Annotated in this window: 18 protein-coding genes and 1 pseudogene; 16 read left to right on the forward strand and 3 right to left on the reverse strand. The window is 60.8% G+C overall.

The window, feature by feature from the left end:
* Positions 1 to 5 precede the first annotated feature (5 nt).
* From ACXJJ9_RS03945 to ACXJJ9_RS04010, 14 genes and pseudogenes are all read left to right on the forward strand, one after another.
* Positions 6 to 1280, forward strand: coding sequence for a nucleotide sugar dehydrogenase (locus tag ACXJJ9_RS03945; RefSeq protein WP_457096155.1), 1275 nt, complete (start codon positions 6 to 8; stop codon positions 1278 to 1280).
* Positions 1281 to 1295: 15 nt separating this feature from the next.
* A complete protein-coding gene (gene gmd, locus ACXJJ9_RS03950) occupies positions 1296 to 2411 on the forward strand; it encodes a GDP-mannose 4,6-dehydratase (protein WP_457095913.1) in 1116 nt (371 codons plus the stop codon).
* Between the two features lie 40 nt (positions 2412 to 2451).
* Positions 2452 to 3924, forward strand: a complete 1473-nt coding sequence (locus tag ACXJJ9_RS03955) for a lipopolysaccharide biosynthesis protein (protein ID WP_457095914.1) — start codon at positions 2452 to 2454, stop codon at positions 3922 to 3924.
* A 25-nt stretch (positions 3925 to 3949) separates the two neighbouring features.
* Positions 3950 to 4969 carry a glycosyltransferase family protein gene (locus tag ACXJJ9_RS03960; RefSeq protein ID WP_457095915.1) on the forward strand — a complete coding sequence of 340 codons (1020 nt, stop codon included), beginning with the start codon at positions 3950 to 3952 and terminating at the stop codon, positions 4967 to 4969.
* Positions 4966 to 5643: a CatB-related O-acetyltransferase gene (locus ACXJJ9_RS03965; protein ID WP_457095916.1), complete on the forward strand. Its 678-nt coding sequence runs from the start codon at positions 4966 to 4968 to the stop codon at positions 5641 to 5643. The genes ACXJJ9_RS03960 and ACXJJ9_RS03965 overlap by 4 nt, the downstream gene beginning before the upstream one ends.
* Before the next feature lie 441 nt (positions 5644 to 6084).
* Positions 6085 to 6279, forward strand: a pseudogene (locus ACXJJ9_RS03970) (acyltransferase); the annotation flags it as partial.
* Positions 6280 to 6456: 177 nt separating this feature from the next.
* Positions 6457 to 7773 carry a hypothetical protein gene (locus ACXJJ9_RS03975; RefSeq protein ID WP_457095917.1) on the forward strand — a complete coding sequence of 439 codons (1317 nt, stop codon included), beginning with the start codon at positions 6457 to 6459 and terminating at the stop codon, positions 7771 to 7773.
* Positions 7773 to 8609 (forward strand): glycosyltransferase family 2 protein, encoded by an 837-nt coding sequence (locus ACXJJ9_RS03980; protein ID WP_457095918.1) that lies wholly within the window; start codon positions 7773 to 7775, stop codon positions 8607 to 8609. The genes ACXJJ9_RS03975 and ACXJJ9_RS03980 overlap by 1 nt, the downstream gene beginning before the upstream one ends.
* Entirely contained in the window at positions 8609 to 9235 is a 627-nt protein-coding gene (locus ACXJJ9_RS03985; RefSeq protein ID WP_457095919.1) for a methyltransferase domain-containing protein, read from the forward strand. The genes ACXJJ9_RS03980 and ACXJJ9_RS03985 overlap by 1 nt, the downstream gene beginning before the upstream one ends.
* 11 nt (positions 9236 to 9246) lie before the next feature.
* Positions 9247 to 10491 carry a glycosyltransferase family 4 protein gene (locus ACXJJ9_RS03990; protein ID WP_457095920.1) on the forward strand — a complete coding sequence of 415 codons (1245 nt, stop codon included), beginning with the start codon at positions 9247 to 9249 and terminating at the stop codon, positions 10489 to 10491.
* A gap of 208 nt (positions 10492 to 10699) precedes the next feature.
* A complete protein-coding gene (locus tag ACXJJ9_RS03995) occupies positions 10700 to 11755 on the forward strand; it encodes a glycosyltransferase family 4 protein (RefSeq protein ID WP_457095921.1) in 1056 nt (351 codons plus the stop codon).
* Positions 11756 to 11795: 40 nt separating this feature from the next.
* On the forward strand, positions 11796 to 12500 hold the full coding sequence (locus ACXJJ9_RS04000) for a WecB/TagA/CpsF family glycosyltransferase (RefSeq protein WP_457095922.1): 705 nt from the start codon (positions 11796 to 11798) through the stop codon (positions 12498 to 12500).
* A 14-nt stretch (positions 12501 to 12514) separates the two neighbouring features.
* Complete coding sequence (galE, locus tag ACXJJ9_RS04005; RefSeq protein WP_457095923.1) at positions 12515 to 13555, forward strand: UDP-glucose 4-epimerase GalE; 1041 nt, start codon at positions 12515 to 12517, stop codon at positions 13553 to 13555.
* Positions 13556 to 14020: 465 nt separating this feature from the next.
* Entirely contained in the window at positions 14021 to 14488 is a 468-nt protein-coding gene (locus ACXJJ9_RS04010) for a hypothetical protein (protein WP_457095924.1), read from the forward strand.
* A gap of 658 nt (positions 14489 to 15146) precedes the next feature.
* Here ACXJJ9_RS04010 and ACXJJ9_RS04015 read toward each other — a convergent pair.
* The 3 genes from ACXJJ9_RS04015 to fcl all read right to left on the reverse strand — a co-directional run bounded on the left by ACXJJ9_RS04015 (position 15147) and on the right by fcl (position 17887).
* The gene (locus tag ACXJJ9_RS04015) at positions 15147 to 15968 is read right to left on the reverse strand and encodes a hypothetical protein (RefSeq protein ID WP_457095925.1); all 822 of its coding nucleotides are present in this window, start codon (positions 15966 to 15968) and stop codon (positions 15147 to 15149) included.
* Between the two features lie 268 nt (positions 15969 to 16236).
* A complete protein-coding gene (locus ACXJJ9_RS04020) occupies positions 16237 to 16932 on the reverse strand; it encodes a phosphatase PAP2 family protein (RefSeq protein ID WP_457095926.1) in 696 nt (231 codons plus the stop codon).
* Between the two features lie 10 nt (positions 16933 to 16942).
* Complete coding sequence (gene fcl, locus ACXJJ9_RS04025; protein WP_457095927.1) at positions 16943 to 17887, reverse strand: GDP-L-fucose synthase; 945 nt, start codon at positions 17885 to 17887, stop codon at positions 16943 to 16945.
* Between the two features lie 268 nt (positions 17888 to 18155).
* Between fcl and ACXJJ9_RS04030 the strand changes: the two genes are divergently transcribed.
* Together ACXJJ9_RS04030 and ACXJJ9_RS04035 are read left to right on the forward strand one after the other, a co-directional pair.
* Entirely contained in the window at positions 18156 to 18551 is a 396-nt protein-coding gene (locus tag ACXJJ9_RS04030; RefSeq protein ID WP_457096156.1) for an endonuclease domain-containing protein, read from the forward strand.
* Between the two features lie 311 nt (positions 18552 to 18862).
* On the forward strand, positions 18863 to 20275 hold the full coding sequence (locus ACXJJ9_RS04035) for a mannose-1-phosphate guanylyltransferase/mannose-6-phosphate isomerase (RefSeq protein ID WP_457095928.1): 1413 nt from the start codon (positions 18863 to 18865) through the stop codon (positions 20273 to 20275).
* The last annotated feature ends 39 nt before the right edge of the window (positions 20276 to 20314 follow it).

Below are 20314 nucleotides of genomic sequence, written 5' to 3' on the forward strand. Positions count from 1 at the left end.
ACTTGATTGTGAATGTTGAAAGAAAGATTGCGGTAATAGGCCTTGGTTACGTCGGACTCCCGCTTGCCGTGGAGTTCGGGAAGCACTTCAGGACGCTCGGATTCGATATTGATCGTGCCCGAGTCGAAGAACTCGCCAAAGGCCACGACCGTACACGGGAAACCGCGCCGGACGAGCTGGCCTCGGCCGAGTTGCTGGCATTCACTACAGACGAGTCGCAGCTCGCGGAGTGCAACGTCTATATCGTCACGGTCCCGACCCCAGTCGATGAAGCGAACCGTCCGGACCTGTCGCCACTCGAAAAGGCGAGCGTGACGCTGGGCCGTTACCTGAAGGTAGGCGACATCGTCGTGTACGAATCGACTGTCTATCCGGGTACGACCGAGGAAGTCTGCGTCCCGATCCTGGAAAAAGCTTCCGGGCTGAAGTTCAACCTCGACTTCTTCTGTGGATACAGCCCCGAGCGGATCAATCCTGGCGACAAGGTCCGCCGGTTGACCACCATTCCGAAGGTAACGTCAGGTTCCACTCCGGAGATCGCGGAGATCGTGGACGGGCTCTACCGCCGGATCGTGCCGGCGGGCACGCACAAGGCTCCCAGCATCAAGGTGGCCGAGGCCGCGAAAGTCATCGAGAACACGCAGCGCGACGTCAACATCGCGCTGATCAACGAACTCGCCATGATCTTCAACAAGATGGGCGTGGATACCCAGGACGTTCTCGATGCAGCCGGAACTAAGTGGAACTTCCTGCCGTTCAAGCCCGGTCTGGTGGGCGGTCACTGCATTGGCGTGGATCCGTACTACCTGACCCATAAGGCAACCGTGCTGGGCTACCACCCGGAACTGATCCTCGCCGCGCGCCGCATCAACAGTCGAATGGGCTTGCACGTTGCCCATCAGGTGATGCGACTGATGGCGGCGAAGCGGATCCACGTCGTCGACTCGCGAATCCTCGTGCTGGGCCTCGCCTTCAAGGAGAACTGCCCGGATTTGCGCAACACCCGGGTAGTGGAGATCGTCCGCGAACTGCAGGATGCCCAGGCAACCGTCGACGTGTATGACCCGTGGACGGACGAAACAGAAGCGATGAACGAGTTTGGCATCCGCCAGATTCCCCTGCTGCAGCGCGGGCTCTACGACGCAATTGTCGTTGCCGTTGCCCATCAGGACTTCATCGGCATGGGCGGCGATTACATCCGATCGCTGGGCCGCGACTCCTGCGTCATTTTCGACATCAAGAACGTCCTGTCGCCAGAAATGGCCGACGGTCGTCTTTAAGCCACAAGGACACACGTGAAAAGAGCACTCATCACTGGCGTCACCGGCCAGGACGGTTCGTACCTGGCCGAACTCCTGCTGGAGAAGGGCTATGAAGTGCACGGCATCAAGCGCCGCGCCTCGTCCTTCAATACCGAGCGCGTGGACCACCTTTACCAGGATCCGCACGAGTCCAAGCGTAACTTCCACCTGCACTACGGCGACCTCACCGACACCAGCAACCTCACGCGCATCGTCGCCGAGGTGCAGCCGGACGAGGTGTACAACCTTGGCGCGCAGAGCCACGTCGCGGTCAGTTTCGAGATGCCCGAGTACACCGCCGATGTGGATGGCCTGGGAACTTTGCGCCTGCTGGAGGCGATCCGTTTCCTCAAGCTCGGCAACAAGTGCCGTTTCTACCAGGCCAGCACTTCCGAGCTGTACGGCCTGGTGCAGGAAGTGCCGCAGAAGGAAACCACGCCGTTCTACCCGCGCAGCCCCTACGGCGTGGCCAAGCTCTACGCCTACTGGATCACGGTTAACTACCGCGAGTCCTACGGCATGTACGCCTGTAACGGCATCCTCTTCAACCATGAGAGCCCGCGCCGCGGCGAGACCTTCGTCACCCGCAAGATCACCCGCGGTCTGGCCAACATCGCCGTAGGCCTGGAGTCGTGCCTGTACATGGGCAACCTCGACGCGCTGCGCGACTGGGGCCACGCCAAGGACTACGTGCGCATGCAGTGGATGATGCTGCAGCAGGAGCAGGCGAAGGACTACGTCATTGCCACCGGCGTGCAGTACAGCGTGCGCCAGTTCATCGACATGGCGGCGAAGGAATTGGGCATCACCCTGGCGTTCGAAGGCGAGGGTGTGCACGAGCGCGCCGTGGTGCAGGCGGTGGAAGGCGACAAGGCGCCGGCGGTGAAGGTGGGCGATGTGATGGTACGGGTGGATCCACGCTACTTCCGTCCGGCGGAGGTGGAGACCTTGCTGGGCGATCCGGCTCTAGCGAAGGCCGACCTGGGCTGGGTGCCGCAGATCACGCTCGCCGAGATGGTGCAGGAGATGGTGGTTTCCGATCTGCAGGACGCCAGGCGCCATGCTCTTTTGAGAACCCATGGCTACAACGTCAGCATGAGCGTCGAGTGATTTCGCACTCGCAGACACCGCGCATCCAAGGCTGATCCCCATGTCCGCGTCACTTGAGAAAATCAAGCACGGTGTTGGCTGGGGCGGTCTCTCCGTCGCGGCCAACTTCCTTCTCCAGCTTGGCTTCATGTACGTGATGGCCCGCTTGTTGGAGCCAGCGGATTTCGGCCTGATGGCACTGGCGCTGGTCGGGCTGCGGTTTCTGAGCTACTTCGCACAGTTGGGGATCACGCCAGCCATCATCCAGAAGAACGTGCTCACTGATGGCGATATCGCGGCCGCGTTGTCCGTGACGATCCTGATCTCCGGATTCTTCTATGCGGCCTGCGTCGTGGCAGCGCCATGGCTTTCGACGTTCTATGGGATGCCAGAACTTGCGCCGATAGCCAGGATGCTGGCCCTTAACTTCATCCTCAATGGGCTGTCGGCGATATCGATGGGGCTCCTTCGACGGGAGGCCCGCTTCAAGCAGGTGTCGATCATCGAGACGTTGGCATACACGCTGGGCTATGTCTTGGTGGGCTTGACGCTCGCGCACTTCGGCTTCGGTGTCTGGGCATTGGTCTGGGCCAATCTGGCGCAAGCAGCAGCGGTCCTGATCTTGGGCTATGCCGTGACACGCCATTCGCTGCGATTGAGGCACGCCGCGGCCGAGCGAAATCATTTCCTTCACTTTGGGGGGCGCTACTCGGTGATCGGTTTTCTCGAGTTCCTGACCTCGAACTTGGATTCCGTTGTGATCGGGAAGCTCGCCGGCGCCGGGCCGGCCGGCATCTACAGCCGAGCGCTACTGCTCGCGAACTTGCCTGTGGAGAAGCCGGCCAACGTGATCTCTAGGGCCCTTTTTCCGACGCTGTGTGCCCTATCGGGAAGGAAGCAGGATCAGTACGTCGGTTATCTGCTGAGCACTCTGATTGTCGGGGCCTTCGCCTTTTCAGTCTCGATTGGGGTCTCCACGGCGGCCGGTCCCATTGTCCTTGCGGTGCTGGGGGCCAAATGGGAGGCATCAATACCCGTCCTCCAGGTGCTCGCGCTCTCGGTTGGGCCGATATTCACCACTCACATCGCAAGCGTGACCCTGGATTCCATGGGGCAGTTGACTCCCAAGCTCGTCATCCAGTCCTGCTCCCTGGCGCTTCTTGCCGTCCTGTTTTATTTGGTCAACTCATATGGGTTGGTCGCATTCGCGGCGGCGGTAGTGGTCGTTGAGTGGCTGAGGATGGCGGTCTTTCTAACCCTGATGCGGAAGAGGTTTGAAGGCGTTGGAGAAGACTGGATCGGCATGTTTTCGATATTCGCCATCCTCTCCATGTGCGTGGCGTGCTCAATACTGCTTGTTACAAAAGCCGTCCCAGAGGGAGTTCACCTCATTGAGTTGATTTTCAGCATCTGTGCTGGCGTCGTCGGACTGGCGATCGGCCTGCTTCTTTCGCGTCCACTGCTCAAAAGGATGGCGCCGATCCAGTGGCTGCTGGCCAGGCATGAGCTTGTAAGAAGGCTGGTTGGGGCATGAGCAATCATTTCGGGTTGAACGAACAATGAAAGTATTGCTGCTCCTTAATGGCCAGGACGGATGCCAAACCGGAATCGAGGATGGTTTCTCGTCCCTGCTTTCCGATGGAAGAATCGATGCCCTCGAATGGGTGTACTTCAATGACTTGATCGACAAGTCCGGGTTGGACAAGGCGCTCGCTGCCATGCTTGGCGTCGCTGATGCGATGCAGCCGGACCTCGTCGTGCTTTTCCATATCGGGAAGACGCCAGTGACGTCCCGGTTTGTCGAGAAGCTGCGCGGACTGCGGTCTGGGCCATTGATTGCCTACGACGAAGGCGACATGTATGGCGGGTGGTCAAAGCCACTTCCTGCAAACGTCAAGTCCGTGATGGCCGCGTCCGATGTGGTTTCAATTCGAGGATTGGGCGCTTTTCGCGACCAGGTATCGAAGTACAACAAGCGTGTGATTTACACGCCTCACCACGCAGACATAGCGCGGTTCGATGCGGCGCCCTACATACTGAGAGAAAGGGCGAATGACATCGTGCTGATCGGCAACAGGATCAAGCCGAGGTTCCTTGGTTCGATCCGGCGGATGCCTGGCGCCTCTGGCAGGGAGCGATTCGTCAGAGCAATGGGCAGCGAGTTTCAGGACGCTTTTTCGTTGTACGGATCTGGGTGGAGCGGGTTCAAGGGCCATCGCGGAGTCGTCGATTTCTACAAGCAGCTGGATGTATATCGAAACAGCTGGATCACTGTTGCGTACGAGCACTATCCAAAGGTTCCCCATTACTTCTCCAACCGGCTCCCCATCGCACTTCTTGCAGGCTCTCTCTATGTGAGTCACTTTCATGGTGGTTACGAAAGTCAGTTCAAGGGATGCGATTTCATTAACTTCTACCGCTCTAATAGGGAGGCGGTCGATCTAGTCCACTATCTCCTCTCGCTCAATCGCGAGGAACTGATGGGTAGATCTAATCGGGCTCGCGAGTACTCAATCGCGAACTATTCGCCTAGCGTAGTTTGGAGCAATTTCCTGAAGAACATCGAGGCGGCCAGGTGAGCCGTTATGACCTAATGAGGATCCTCCTCCTGCCCTTTGGCCTTGCGTCGAGAGTTTTGGACTTGGCGATTGATGGAAGTCGAGATCTGCAAAACAAATGGAGATTCAAAGGTGCCGTTGTGGGCCCTGGGGCGTGTGTAGACAAGCAGTCGCGATTGGAAACTGATACGCGAATCCTTGACGGTGCTTTGATTTTAAATAGCACAGTCTCTAGCTATACCTACGTGGGGAGAAGGAGTCACGTTCAGAACGCCAAAATTGGCTCGTTCTGCTCCGTTGCTAACGATGTCGTTATTGGGCCTGGTGTGCATCCCGTCGAAAGATTTTCCACGTCGCCGCTTTTCTACAAGAAGCGAAATACGTTTCGCATCGAGCTCGTGAGCTCGGACACTTATGGGGATGAGTATCGTCCCGTAAAGATAGGGAACGATGTTTGGATAGGTGCGAGAGCCATCGTAATGGGTGGTGTGGCTATCGGTCATGGAGCAGTTGTTGCCGCTAACTCTGTGGTGACAAAGGATGTACCGCCTTACGCCATAGTTGGCGGGGTGCCAGCTAGGGTTATTAGGTACAGGTTTTCCGAAGCAAAGATTCAGCGATTACTCGAACTGCGCTGGTGGGACTGGACGCTTGGGGAGATTCAGTCCAAGCGCGTTGAGTTAGACGCGCTATGACAGTCCTATCGACGTTGTTTAAGGCGATCAGAAGGGGGGTTGGCCTGCTTTCTGATTGGATGTACACGCCGATGGCCAAGCTCTCCTTCTATCTGAATGGTGTTAGGTTTGGCCGCGGCCTCCATGTGAGGGGGCCGCTTAAGGTCGTTGTTACGAGGAAAGGCTCGATGCAGGTCGGCGACAGATTGCGAGTGAATAGCGGCAATAGGTTCAACCTCATCGGTCGCCAACAGAAGTGCATTTTCTGGGTGGATGGAGACCTCAGGATTGGACGCAATGTCGGTATGAGTTCGTGCGCTATTGTCTGCACGATGGGAGTCGAGATCGGGGACCGCGCGGTAATAGGGGGGGAACACGGTCATTTACGACAGCGACTTTCATTCCCTAAAGTCTTCCGATAGGCAGGATCCGCTGTTGGATAGGGCCGGCACAAAACGGGCTCCTGTCGTGATCGGTAAGGATGTATTTATCGGTGGGCATTCGACCATTCTCAAGGGCGTAACCATTGGCGATGGCGCAGTCATCGGGGCGTGTTCTGTAGTTACAAGGTCCGTGCCCGCAGGAGAGCTATGGGTCGGAAATCCTGCGACGTTCGTCAGGAATTTAGCTCAATGCCATTCGTCGAAATCAGAGTGATTGGTCTGAGAGCAGTGTTTCAATGAAAGTCATGCCCGCAGTCGCGACGCTGGAAGCGATCCTCTCCTCCATGAGGTTGGGAGGCCTGGCCGGTGCTTGCTGTCTCGCGGCAAACCATGAGGGGCTCAGTCCGGACGTCGAACTTGGCAGGTGCATGAGTGCATGCAGGGGCGTGGTATGTCCAAGGTGAAGTACTCGACTGTCGTGGTCGTCGTGATGCTCTTCGTGGTGCTTTCTGACGTCATTCTTCGCCTGAATTCGTTCGTTGGTGTTTCGAACGGAAGTACGCTGGCAGTATTGCTGCTTAACATTCTCGCAGCTGGCGTGATGGTTGCCTTTCTCCTGCGGCGGGCTTGGCGTGACAACTGCCCCACTTTTGCACGGCGAACATGGTTCGTGCTGCTCGCATGGAACGTGATTACGTTCCTGCGAGGAGGGTATCTAGCCCATGACTATTGGGCATGGAAATCTCTAGTCACTACCCATTTGTTCATGTTCTTGGTGCCGTTTGCGCTTCTCATCGGCTTGGATATAAAGCTATTCGAGCGAATTCCGCGTGCCGTCGTGTGGCTTGTAATGCCGCTCGCGCTACTTCTGCTTCCCTTGTCTCTGTCATACGACACCGAGTTGTTCGCGCGCGTGGCGATGCCGACATATCTGATGCTGCTGCTAATGCCGTTTGTGGGGCGCCGATACGGGTTGGCAATAGCTGTGGTTGCATGCATTTCCGTGATGGTGGATCCGAGCTACCGGGTGAATCTGATCAGGATCGCGCTAGCAATTGCTGTGGTAATTGCCTATGTCTCGCGGATCGGATTGAGGACGAAGCTCGTGAACGGGGCTGCGATTGTCCTGTTTGTTGCGCCTCTGTTCTTCCTATTCCTGGGGCTCTCAGGCAAGTTCAACGTCTTTAGCGATAGCGTCAGTGTCGGGGGAGAGGTTGCTGTGGTTGAGGGTGGGCAGGTGCGTGAGTCCGCACTGTCAGCGGATACGCGCACCTTTCTCTACAGAGAAGTGCTGACCTCGATGGAAAGGCGCGGGTCTTCTTTCCTGATTGGTCAAGGTGCCGGTACCGGATACGAGAGCAAGTTCTTCCGTGCTTCCATTGTCGCGGCGGGTGGGCGGTCAGGGTCCGAAGTGGGATTCTTAAATACGCTTCTCTATTCCGGGATCGTCGGCGTATCTCTATATGCAGCCTTGATTTTTGTGGCTGCGTTTTATGCATTCAATCACTCACGCAGCAGCCTGTGCAAGATGATCGGGCTGTTCCTGGTCTTTAAGTGGGTGCTCTTCTTTGTCGAAGAAATTCCAAAGATGGACCTTAACTTCTTCATGACATGGATAATGATCGGTCTTTGTTTCTCGCGCGAGTTCCGGATGCTGGATGATCGGCAGGTGCGGGAATTTCTTTCGGGCAAGGTGGCCAAGGCTAGAGCTCCTTTATCTCGTGTTGTTCACACCGGGTCGAACTCAAGAGGCGCGGAAGGTAATTAATGGTGTCTTCTATTGCAGGGCTTATTGCCTGCCATAATCGTCGGGCGACGACGCTGGGTTGCCTCGACGCCCTGTTCCGAAATCGGCTTCCTGAAGGCGTCTCGCTCAAGGTCTTTCTCGTAGATGACGGGTCGACAGATGGAACCGCAGAGGCCGTGCGTACTGCGTGGTCGTCAGTTGAGATTATTCACGGCGATGGAAGCTTGTTCTGGGCGAGAGCCACTGCCTTGGCATTCTCGGTCGCGATTGATCACGGGTTCGACGCATATCTGTGGCTGAACGACGACACGATTCTGGAGCCAGACGCGATCAATACGCTGATTGGTGCGGCCAATGAGCAGCAATGGCGTGCGCTTGTGGTTGGGGCGGTGCGTGATCCGCAAAGTGGTGAGCTGACTTATGGGGGCGCGCGTCGTATTGGCGGCAGGCTTCGTCCATTCTTGTGTGAGCTTGTGCCCCCCAACGGGCACCCACAGTATGTGGACGTTGTAAACGGCAACGTTCTTCTGATTCCAAGTGGCGCTGCTGAAATTCTTGGAAACATAGACGGGGTCTTTGAGCATGGCATGGGCGATACCGATTATTCGCTTCGCGCGGGCAAGCGCGGCGTTCGGATCGTGCTAGCCCCGACCTATGTCGGAGAGTGTTCGAGAAACCAAAACGCGGGGACATATCGCGATCACAGCTTGGGGCTGAAGGAAAGATTTTCGCTGGCGTTCTCCCGTAAGGGATTGCCGGTTCGTTCCTGGCTGGTCATGTGCTGGCGACATGGTGGATTGCTTTGGCCAGTTCACTTCATATGGGCCTACGCAAAAATAATTCTGAGAGCGTCGTGATGAAAGCGAACTACGAACAACTAAACATTGGCCAACCAGAGAGCGAAACCGATCCGTTCACCGAGGACAGGTATCGACAGTTTGAGCAGTTCATTCCATCGGTTGCGAAATCTATCCTTGATGTTGGCTGCAATACGGGGAGGGGAGGGCGCATTCTCAAGGAGCGGCGGCCGCACCTGAGAATCGCCGGGATGGACGCGGTTCAATCCCGTGTGCAAAGCCTGTCGTCCGAGGTTTACTCGGATCGCCTTCACGGACTATCAACGCAGATCCCGTCTGTCGACGACAGTTTTGACGCGGTACTTGCGGGCGAATTTATTGAACATCTCTATTTTTCAGACGTGCTAAGCACCCTTGGTGAGATGTTTCGGGTTCTTCGCGTCGGTGGACGTCTATTGCTCACTACGCCGAATCCTGGCGACATCAAACGACGACTCCGAGGCAGGAGCATTCTGGGTGGTGCCCATGTTTCCCAGCATCACCCGGACAGCCTGAAGTCCCTGTTGCGCATGTCTGGATTTTCAAACGTACGCGTTCATGGGAGCGGAAAAGTCACCAGATACTTGGGTAGTCGCGCGCCGCTAGTGTTGTACGGAAGCTACCTGATTCGCGGCGACAAGATCTAGGTGCGTTGAGCATGAAGATTCTCGTTTCCGCCTTTTCTTGCGCCCCTAATGCCGGGAGTGAGCTGGGCGTCGGCTGGCGCTGGGCGCTGGAGCTTTCAAAGCGACACGAGGTTGTGGTGGTTACCGACGCCTCGAGGCGGCGCGCTATTGAAGAGGCAATGGCCAGTATTCCAAGGCCGGCCCTTAGGTTTGAGTATTTTCGGCCTGGATGGCTGTCGCGCATCCCGCTCAACTCAGCGACAGCGCATATTCTTTATGTGCTTTGGCAGATTTCCCTGCTGCCCTTTGCGCTGCGCTTGCATCGCAAGAATGGCTTCGATTTCGCGCTGCATCTGACCTATGGAGTCTTTCGGCATCCATCATTTCTTGGATTTCTGGGGATTCCGTTTGTTTTTGGCCCAGTTGGAGGCGGCGAGGACGCCCCTTGGGCGCTGAAGCAATCACTGACAACGAAGGATCAGTTCAAGGAAGTAGCCCGGGCTATCGCCAACAAGCTGGCACTCCTGGATCCGATGTTGTGGGTCGCTTATCGGTCTGCCGCGTTGATTGCGGTCAAGACGGCTGAAACTCGCTTGGCGCTCCCATGGCCGTTTCGGAAGCGCGCGGTGGTTTTCCCCGAGATCGGAATAGATCCTCGTGAGTGCGCAGTGACTGAGCGGCGTTCGGGGGATCCACTGCAAGTGCTCTTTGCCGGCAGGCTGCTCGGGTGGAAGGGCGGGCACTTGGCCATTCGCGCCGTGGCGGAGGCGCGAAAAATGGGTCGAAACGTTGTTCTAACGATAGTCGGAAGTGGTCCCTATGGCTCAGAACTGCGGCGTCTGGCTGAGCGGCTGGGAGTGGAGTCCTGCGTCAGATGGGTCTCGCATGTACCCCAGGATCAACTTTTTCAAATCTATTCGCGGTCGCATTGCTTCTTGTTTCCCAGCCTTCATGACTCCAGCGGCAATGTCGTATTGGAAGCCCAAAGTTTCGGCTTGCCGATCATTTGCCTTGATCTGGGCGGGCCTAAAACCCTGACGGTTGCCGAGTCGGCGATTGTAGTGGCGACGTCCAGTCGCACCGAGGAGGATGTGGTTGCCTCTTTGGCGGAAGCGCTTTGTGCGCTCGAGATGGATGAAGCACGGCGGCAGCGCATGTCGCACGCTGCGGCTTCTCATGCGGCTGGAATGAGCTGGGGAAATCGCGTTTCGAAAATGCTTGAACTGGTCGATGAACGCTGCTTTCCGGCGGGGCGCGCAGTGAGGAGCGCGCCGTGAGCCGGGCGTTGCTCATTTCCGCGGTTTTTTGGAGATCGGACAAATGCAAACAGCGCGGAGAATCGGCCTCGCGCGTCCAATATGCGCCGGCAAGGGAGTTGGGTAGGTGATAAGAGTCGTAATCGTCCAGTATCGACTGCTCCATTACAGGCAGTCTCTGTTTGACGAACTCCGGAGGAAGTGCGCTGCATCCGGCATTGAGTTGCGCTTGGTCCATGGCCAGCCGACGCGACGCGAGGCGACGAAGAAGGATGTAGGAACTCTGCCGTGGGCAGATGCGGTGGAGAACCGCTTTGTGGAAGTCGGTGGACGCGACATCCTTTGGCAGCCGTTTCCCGAGAGCCTGCGGGATGCCGATTTGGTCGTGCTCATGCAGGAGAACCGCCTCCTCTCGAACTATCCGTGGCTGTTCCGCTTGCGTGGCCGTACGCGCGTGGCCTTCTGGGGGCATGGACGGAACATGCAATCGAAGTCGCCGCGTGGATTGCGTGAGTGGTGGAAGCGAAAGCACATAGGCATCGTTGATTGGTGGTTCGCTTACACTGATCTGACGCGAGGTATTCTGCGCGGTGACGGTTATCCGGATGAGCGGATCACTGTCTTAGATAACGCAATCGACAATGATGCATTCGTTCGCGACTTGAATTCGGTCGGAAATGATCAATTGCAGGCGATCCGTGACGAACTGGGTATTGCCGCAGGGGCGCCCGTCGGCCTGTTCTGCGGTTCGCTCTATCCGGAGAAGCGCCTGGATCTGATGCTGGATGCGGCTGATCGCATTCGTGAGGCATTGCCCTCGTTCCATCTCGTGATCGTCGGCGGCGGCCCAAGCGAGAAGGTGGTGGCTGACGCAGCTAAAACCCGGCCGTGGCTGCGCCCGGTGGGAGTACGTCGGGGGGTGGAGAAGGCCGCCTATTTCAGGCTTGCTGACGTGATCTTCAATCCGGGCGCGGTCGGGCTGCATGTGCTGGATGCCTTCTGTGCGGGTGTTCCGATGGCCACTACCCGTGACGCCCTGCATGGCCCGGAGATCGCGTATCTAGAGGATGGCGTCAATGGCGTCATCACGCCGGGCAATGCGGCGGACTATGCGTCGTCGGTCATTGGTCTTCTGGGCGACCGGCATCGATTGGACGCGATGAGTGCGCGGGCCAGATCGGATGCGGATCGGTATTCGCTGGACAACATGGTGGACCGTTTCGCCGACGGTATCCAACGCTGTTTGGCCGCGCCTCGGAAGCCGAGGTTCCGCAATGGCACCTGAGGGAAGAGCCACGTGCGGTGTGATTGGCTCGCGCATTGACGTGGGCGATTGGCAGTCCACCATTGGTGCGATCCGGGATTGGGCGCGGGTGCGCGAGAGTCGTGTTGTCTGTATATGCAACGCACACTCGGTCGTCACCGCGCGCACCGATGAGGAATTGCGGGACGCGATCAACGGCGCGGACCTGGCGACACCCGACGGCGCGCCCGTGGCTTTCATGCTCCGTCGCCTGGGGCATGCCTGCCAGCAGCGGATCAACGGCCCCGACCTGATGTGGAAGTACTGCGCACATGCTGCGGAGTCAGGGCAGTCCATTTACCTGTATGGCGCCAGCCAGAACACGCTTGACCTACTGCAGCGGCGCCTGGCGGAGAATTTTCCCGGGTTGAGGATCGCAGGGGCGCTGTCGCCCCCATTCCGTGACCTGAGCACCGAAGAGGACGAAGCGATTGTCCGCGCAATCAATGATTCCGGCGCCGGCGTTGTCTGGGTCGGGCTGGGGTGTCCGAAGCAGGAAAAGTGGATGGCTGAGCATCGGGGGCGCGTGCACGCAGTGATGATCGGAGTTGGGGCTGCTTTCGACTATCACGCTGGCACTCTCAAGCGCGCGCCCCTGTGGATGCAGCGCAACGGGCTGGAATGGTTCTATCGTCTGGTTACTGAGCCGCGTCGTCTGTGGCGTCGCTACCTGGTAACCAACTCGTTGTTCATTTGGCATGCGGCCAATCAGCTGATTGGCCGTTGAGGCATAGGGAACCGATGAAAATTCTCGTCTGCGGCGGAAGCGGCTACATCGGTAGCCACACTTGCTTGGCGCTGCTTCAGGCCGGTCACGAGGTTGTGGCCTACGATAATTTTTCCAACAGTTCGCCGGTCGCTTTGGACCGCGTCATGGAGTTGTCCGGTAAGAAGCTTGATGTCGTCGAAGGCGATATCCGCGATCGAGCCACGCTGGAAAGTGCGCTTGCCGATGGAATCGATGCGGTCATCCATTTCGCGGCGCTGAAGGCGGTCGGTGAAAGCTGCGAGCGGCCGCTGGACTACTTCGACAACAACATATCCGGGACGATCTGCCTGCTGCAGGCGATGGAAGCGACGTCCGTAAATCGCCTGGTGTTTAGCTCGTCCGCTACGGTCTACGGTGATCCGAACGAGATGCCGGTTACGGAAGCAGCGAGTCTGCATGCGACCAATCCGTATGGGCGAACCAAGCTCGTGGCAGAACAGTTGATCGGGGATCTGTGTGCGGCCATGCCGTTCAATGCAGTGCTGCTGCGGTACTTCAATCCCGTCGGTGCCCATCCCAGCGGACGGATCGGCGAAGACCCTTCAGGCGTTCCCAATAACCTGATGCCGTATGTGGCCCAGGTCGCGGTGGGCCTGAGGGGTCACTTGAGTGTGCTAGGCGATGACTATCCGACCCGCGACGGCACGGGTGTGCGCGACTACATACATGTGATGGATCTTGCCGAGGCCCACGTGAGAGCGGTCGAGTTGGCGCCGGCCCGACGGTGCCTCGCCGTAAACGTGGGGACAGGGAAGGGCTACAGCGTGCTGGAAGTGGTGGAGGCATTCGAGCGTGCGTCAGGCCGTTCTATTCCCTATCAGGTCGTGGCGCGCCGACCCGGCGATGTGGCCGAGTGCTACGCGAATCCATTGCTAGCGCGTGAGGTATTGGGTTGGAGCGCCAAGTACGACCTCGATCGGATGTGCGAAGACATGTGGCGATGGCAATCAGCCAATCCCCATGGGTACCGCGGATTAGCGGCACCGGAGCCGACGCTACTTGCTATTGCTTAAGCCCAGTTCGGCACAAAAGAAAGCGCCGCCCAAGGCGGCGCAATGTCGCGGAGAGAGCAGGCAGCGGCGCAAGTGCGCCGCCAGGACTCAATCTGTGTGTTCGTAGCTGGCGCTGCAGACGCCGAGTGCGGCGGCGCCCATGCAGGCGCCCAGTGACAAGCCAAGGATAAAGGTCAGCATGGTCGATCCCTCGTTTGATAGTCGCCAGTGGATGGGGCGTGCTACGTCGGCCTCCCTGCAGGCCGTAGCCGATTCTGTGTGCGGTGGCGTGGTCGATTTGTGAATCGCGGTCACGCTTCTGGAAAGTGACTCGGCTGTTCTGGCACACTCGGCCCGCTCCGGTCGCCTCCGTCTTGCGATCGCACAACCCCCGCACGGACGCGGCGGAGCACTCGATGTCCGGTCGATGGATGCCAGCAAGGCACGGCCGGGCCCACCAATGGAATGACACAGGAGTGCAAAGCAATGGCGCAAAACCTTATTTCCCTGTCGTGGACGGCGGAGCAGTTGCAGCAGTTCGATGCGGCACTGGCCACGGCCGAAGACGTGTGCGCGCGACTGATTTCGCTGGAACCGGACCAGGTGCGGGGACTGTTCAAGATGGGCGACAAGTCGGAAGCGTTCTGCCGCGAGACGCTGGGCGTGCTGGGGCAGAACCGGAAGATCGTTCCGGAAAGCCTCGAACTGGACGAAGTGCTGGTCGATCTCGCGGCGCTCGATGCGCTGCGGCCGCGCCTGCGCCGGCTGCAGCAGCTGGCCAAGCGGGCCGAGGACACCGAGATCCTGCTGGGCAGCGACATCTTCAGCGCGGCGCTCGAGGGCTATGCGTTGCTCAAGGTGTCCGGCAAGAACCATGGCCTGGAAGACCTGCGCAAGGGGCTGTCGGCCCGCTTCGGCCGCACCCGCAAGGCCGCCGAGCCGGTGCCGGCATGACCGGCGCCTGATCGCAGGACGTGACTGCATGAGCCCGGCGGGGGGTGCCCAGGCACCGCCCGCCGGGTTTTTTTGTGGGCGCTGGTTTGAAGTGGCGGGAGGGCGCGGGCGAGTGGAATTGACTGGCGCGCGAGTGCTGGCAGCTGGTGCGCGAATGGAATTCACGGGCGTACGAGTGCGGGCGACTGGCGCGTGAGCGGAATTGACTGGCGTGCGGGTGCGGGCGACTGGCGCGTGAGTGGGATTGATTGGCCTGCGAGTGCGGGCGATTTGTGCGCGAGTGGAATTGACTGGCGTGCGGGTGCGGGCGACTGGTGCGTGAGTGGGATTGATTGGCGTGCGAGTGCGGGCGATTTGTGCGCGAGTGGAATTGACTGGCGTGCGAGTGCGGGCGACTGGTGCGCGGGAAAAGCTGCCCCCATCCGCCCTGCCCTCAACGGCCTTTCGGCCGTTTCGACCTTCCCCCGCTTTGCGGGGGAAGGGGGAGGGATCGGCCGACACACCGCCCCCATCCGCCCTTCCCTCAACGGACTGGGGCCGTTTCGACCTTCCCCCGCTGTGCGGGGAAGGTTGACTGAGTCCGGAGCGGGGCATTTGCTTTCACTCCTTCCCCCGCAGCGCGGGGGAAGGTTGGGATGGGGGCGCTCTGTCCCTTACCTCACTTGAGCACAGTCGACAGCGCCGGCTTCCAGTACTTCCTGGCGATGGATTCGAATCCCGCCGCCTTGGGGTGGATCTCGTTTTCCCATTGCTGGCTGGTCTTCAGCGCGCCGCGCGAGTCGATCAGGGTCATGTTGGCGGTCTGGGAGACGAGTGCGCGAAGCTCGCGGGCGAACTGGTCCACGAGCCAGTTCGTGACGATGCGTTGTTGGCCCGGGTTGGTCAGTCCGACGCCGTCGAGGTACGGCTTGACCCAGGGCTTCATCTTGAACGGGCCCAGCTTGTAGCCGATGCCGCTGGGCCAGATGTAGTCGTAGGTGTGGACGTAGATGATGGAGTTGCGCGAGTAGAGGTCGCGGCACTGGATCACCGACTTGATGTCCTTGATCGCGTAGCGCAGGGCATGCCCGAAGGTGTCGAGGAGAATGTGGTCGAAGACGGGGCCTGGAATCTCGCCCCAGGGAAAATCGCCGGGCGATTGCGGAAACGAAGCTTCCTTGACGAACTCCTTCAGTTCCTCGCCGACGATGTCGTTGCCGCCGGTGGAAAGCAGGATGGCGTCGAACTGGTAGGTGCCGATCTCGCGCTGGATGCGGGGCAGTGCGGCCTTCCACATGGCGCTGTCGCGTCCGGCCACGCCTTCGCGCAGGAACAGCGTCTGCTTGAACAGTTTCGCGATCTGCTTGTTGAGGTCGGTGGGATGGGGGACGTACTGGAACCAGGAATCGCCGAAACACAGCGCGCGCCTGGCAGCCGGGTACTTGGCCACGGCCTTGTCGAATTGCGGGAGCATCAGGTTGTTCTGGCCGATGATCTTCATGCGTGCCTCCAATGCGGCGCGCGGGCTCGGTGCCGGCGCTGGGTCCGTCTCAATGGCATTCAACGTCAAAAGCGCCCCCATCTGTCCTTCGGGCATCTTCCCCCGCTGTGCGGGGGAAGGGGGAAACACTGCGCCCTCACCGACTTGGCGTTTCGACTTTCACTCGCTGTTCGGGGAAGAGGCACTACGCCCTCAACGGCCTGGCGGCCGTTTCGACCTTTCCCTGCGAGGCGGGATAGGACAAGTGGGAAGGAAGCCAGCGGTGGTTCTAACTCCCTCTCCCGCTTGCGGGGGAGGGTTGGGGTGGGGGCAGCGTATCGCGGCCTTCCAGCAACCACGCCTTGCGTTGCACCGGCTGCTCGCGCCCGGCGAGGCGTGCGCCCAGCACGGCGAACCAGTGTTCGGCCGGCTGGCCGATGGGCAGCACCGCCATGCACACGCCAAGCAGGAGTACCGCCACGGCGGCGAAGGCGGCACGCCGCAGGGCGAGGTGCTGGCCGCGCACGGCGCGCATGGCGAGCACGGCGGCGACGCCGCCCAGGGCGAGGCCGGCCAGTACTTCCGATGGCGGATGCGCGTGGATCATCAGCCGCGACAGGGCACAGCCCATGCCCAGCAGCACGCCGGCGGTGATCGCGAGCGCGCGCCACGCGCGTCGTTGCGGCGGCACCAGCAGGCCGAGGAGGGCCGGCCACAGCAGCAGCGCCAGGACGGTGTGGCCGCTGGGGCAGGTCAGGTTCCAGGCACGAATGCCGGTGCCCCAGCCGTAGAAGGCGACCTTGCTGGTGATGACTATTGCCACCGCGCAAGCCGAGGCCAGCAACCAACGCCGCGCCGCGTGCGCGCCGTCGGCGGAATCCTGCACGAGTCGCCATGCCGCGCAGACCAGCAACGGCAGCACCAGCCCGGATGCTCCGGGCAGGGACAGCAGGTGCCAATAGCCGGGTGCGGGGGCCGCGATCAAGCGCGCGTGCTCAGGCCGCTCGCAGTTCGTTCTGGTGCGCGAGGAACCAGCGGTAGGTTTCCTCGATGCCTTCGCGCAGGCCGATGCGCGCCTGCCAGCCAAGGCCGTGCAGGCGGCTGACATCGAGCAGCTTGCGCGGCGTGCCGTCGGGCTTGCTGGTGTCGGTGACGATCGTGCCTTCGAAGCCGGTGATCTCCTTCACCATCTCCGCCAGTTCGCGGATGCTGATGTCGTCGCCGACGCCGATGTTGACGATGTCCTCGCCGTCATAAGTCTTCGTCAAATGCACGACGGCATCGGCGAGGTCATCGACGTGCAGGAATTCGCGGCGTGGGGTGCCGGTCCCCCACATCACCACGTCCTTGTCGCCGCGCAATTTGGCTTCGTGGAACTTGCGGATCAGCGCGGGCAGCACGTGCGAGTTGTTGAGGTCGAAGTTGTCGCCGGGGCCGTACAGGTTGGTTGGCATCAGGCTGATGGCATTGAAGCCGTACTGGCGGCGGTAGGCCTGGCACAGCTTGATGCCGGCGATCTTGGCGATGGCGTACCACTCGTTGGTGGGTTCCAACGCGCCGGTGAGGAGGTACTCCTCCTTGATCGGCTGCGGTGCCAGCTTCGGATAGATGCAGGAGGAGCCGAGGAAGGTCAGCTTCTTCGCGCCGTGGCGGTAGGCGGCGTCGATGACGTTGTCCTGGATCTGCAGGTTCTCGAACAGGAACTGCGCCGGGTAGGTGTTGTTGGCGTGGATGCCGCCGACCTTGGCCGCGGCGAGGAACACGACGTCGGGCTTGTGTTCAGTGAAGAACGCCTCGACCGAGTCGCGGTTGCGCAGGTCGAGCTGGTCGCGCCCGGCCAGCAGCAGGTTGTCGTAGCCCTTTGCATGCAGGTTGCGGACGATGGCGCCGCCGACCAGGCCGCGGTGGCCGGCGACGAAAATTCGGGAATCGGGATGCATGGGGAGGCTGCGAGGGGAATCGGGGCATTTTAGCGGAGCGGGACTCCGCCCCGGCCTTCCCCCACCCCGGCCCTCCCCCGCAAGCGGGGGAGGGAGAGGAGCGGGTGCCTTGGCTTTGCTCCTTCCCCCGCTCGCGGGGGAAGGTCGGGATGGGGGCACGACGTTCAGCGGCGCAACCGAATCCGACCACCCTCCACGCCTTTTTCCTATCGTCCACCCGGCCCGCGCCAGCGACGATTGCCACAGCACTGCAATGGGGATCGCATGGATGCGAGAGGGACAAAAACGGGACGTGGCCCGAAAGCTGCGCCGCGCCATGACCGAAGCCGAGCATCGGCTTTGGCGCGTGATTCGTCTGCGCCAGGTATCCGGGTGCAAATTCCGTCGCCAGTGCCCGATCGGACCGTACGTGGCCGACTTTGTTTGCCTCGAGAGGTGGCTGGTTGTTGAAGTCGATGGCGGCCAGCATTGCGATTCGCGAACCGATCCTCGGCGCGATGCGTACCTGCGAAGCCAGGGGTTTCGTGTGCTGAGGTTCTGGAATCACGATGTGCTGGGGAATCTCGCGGGGGTGTTCCAGGTGATTGAAGTGGCGCTGGCGGCCTTGCCCCCACCCCAACCCTCCCCCGCAAGCGGGGGAGGGAGCGGAGCTTGCAAGAGCTAGAGCTGAGGCCTCGCGAGGGAGCGGAGTTGGCGGTTGCGGCCTTGCCCCCACCCCAACCCTCCCCCGCAAGCGGGGGAGGGAGCGGAGCTGAAGCTTGCGGGAGGAAGAGGAGCTGATGCTTGCGGGAGGAAGAGGAGCTGATGCTTGCGGGCTTGGCCCCTTCCCCCGCGTGCGGGGGAAGGTTGGGATGGGGGCGCTCCGGAACCCACACAGGCCCAACATCGCCAATCCCCCCGCAATCCGCGAAAATGCGCGCGCACTGCCAACGGTTTCCTGCCGTCGGCGTCTCCCAGCCACTTCCGAGCCTTTGCATGATCCCCGTAATCCTGTCCGGCGGTTCCGGTACCCGCTTGTGGCCGCTCTCGCGCGAAGCCTTCCCCAAGCAGTTCCTCAACCTGCTGGGCAAGCACTCGCTGCTGCAGTCGACGTGGGACCGCATCGCGCCGCTGGCGACGTCGGCGCCGCTGGTGGTGGCCAACGAGGAACACCGCTTCATGGTCGCCGAGCAGCTGCGCGAGGCGGACTGCGTGCCGGCGGGAATTCTGCTCGAGCCGGTGGGCCGCAACACCGCGCCGGCGATCGCGATCGCCGCGCTGGAAGCCATGGCCGGCGGCGAGGATCCGCTGCTGCTGGTGCTGCCGTCGGACCACGTGATCGTCGATGCCGACGGCTTCCGCGCCGCGGTGCAGGCGGCGATGCCGTCGGCGCAGGGCGGCAAGCTGATCACCTTCGGCATCGTGCCGACGGGGCCGGAAACCGGCTACGGCTACATCCAGGCCGAAGGTGGCCACGCCGCGACCGGCGCGGGCGTGCGCGCCGTGGCGCAGTTCGTCGAGAAACCCGATGCGGCCACCGCGGCGCAGTACGTGGCCAGCGGCGATTATTTCTGGAACAGCGGCATGTTCCTGTTCAAGGCCTCGGTGTATCTCGCCGAACTCGAACAGCACCGCCCCGAGATGCTCGCTGCGTGCCGCCAGGCGTTGGCAATGGCGAAGCGCGATGCCGACTTCATCCGCCTCGACAAGGCCGCCTTCGCGGAGTGCCCGTCGGATTCCATCGACTACGCGGTGATGGAGAAGACCGCGCATGCGGCGGTGCTGCCGATCTCGGTCGGCTGGAACGACGTCGGCAGCTGGTCGGCGCTGTGGGAAGTCGCCGACCAGGACGGCAACGGCAACGCCCACCATGGCGATGTCCTCGCGCAGAACTGCCGCAACACGCTGGCGTGGGGCGACGGTCGCCTGCTCGCACTGCTGGGGCTGGAGAACGTGGTCGTGGTCGACACCGACGACGCCGTGCTGGTCGCGCATAAGGACCACGTGCAGGACGTCAAGGGGATAGTGGCTGAGTTGAAGAAGCGCCAGCGCCCCGAGCCGACCTGGCACCGCAAGGTCTACCGCCCGTGGGGCAGCTACGACTCGATCGACATGGGCGAGCGTTTCCAGGTCAAGCGCATCACGGTGAAGCCCGGCGCGGCGCTGAGCCTGCAGATGCACCACCACCGCGCCGAGCACTGGATCGTGGTCAGCGGCACCGGCCGCATCACCCGTGGCGACGAGACGATCATCCTCTCGGAAAACCAGAGCACCTACATCCCGCTGGGCGTGAAGCACCGCCTCGAGAATCCGGGCGTGATGCCGCTGGAACTGATCGAGGTGCAGTCGGGCAGTTATCTGGGCGAGGACGACATCGTCCGCTTCGAGGACGTCTACGGGCGCGGCTGATGGGCCCGCGTGCTCAGCCGTTTCGCGACTGCGCACGTC

The organism is Lysobacter sp. P5_B9 (genome assembly GCF_054049835.1).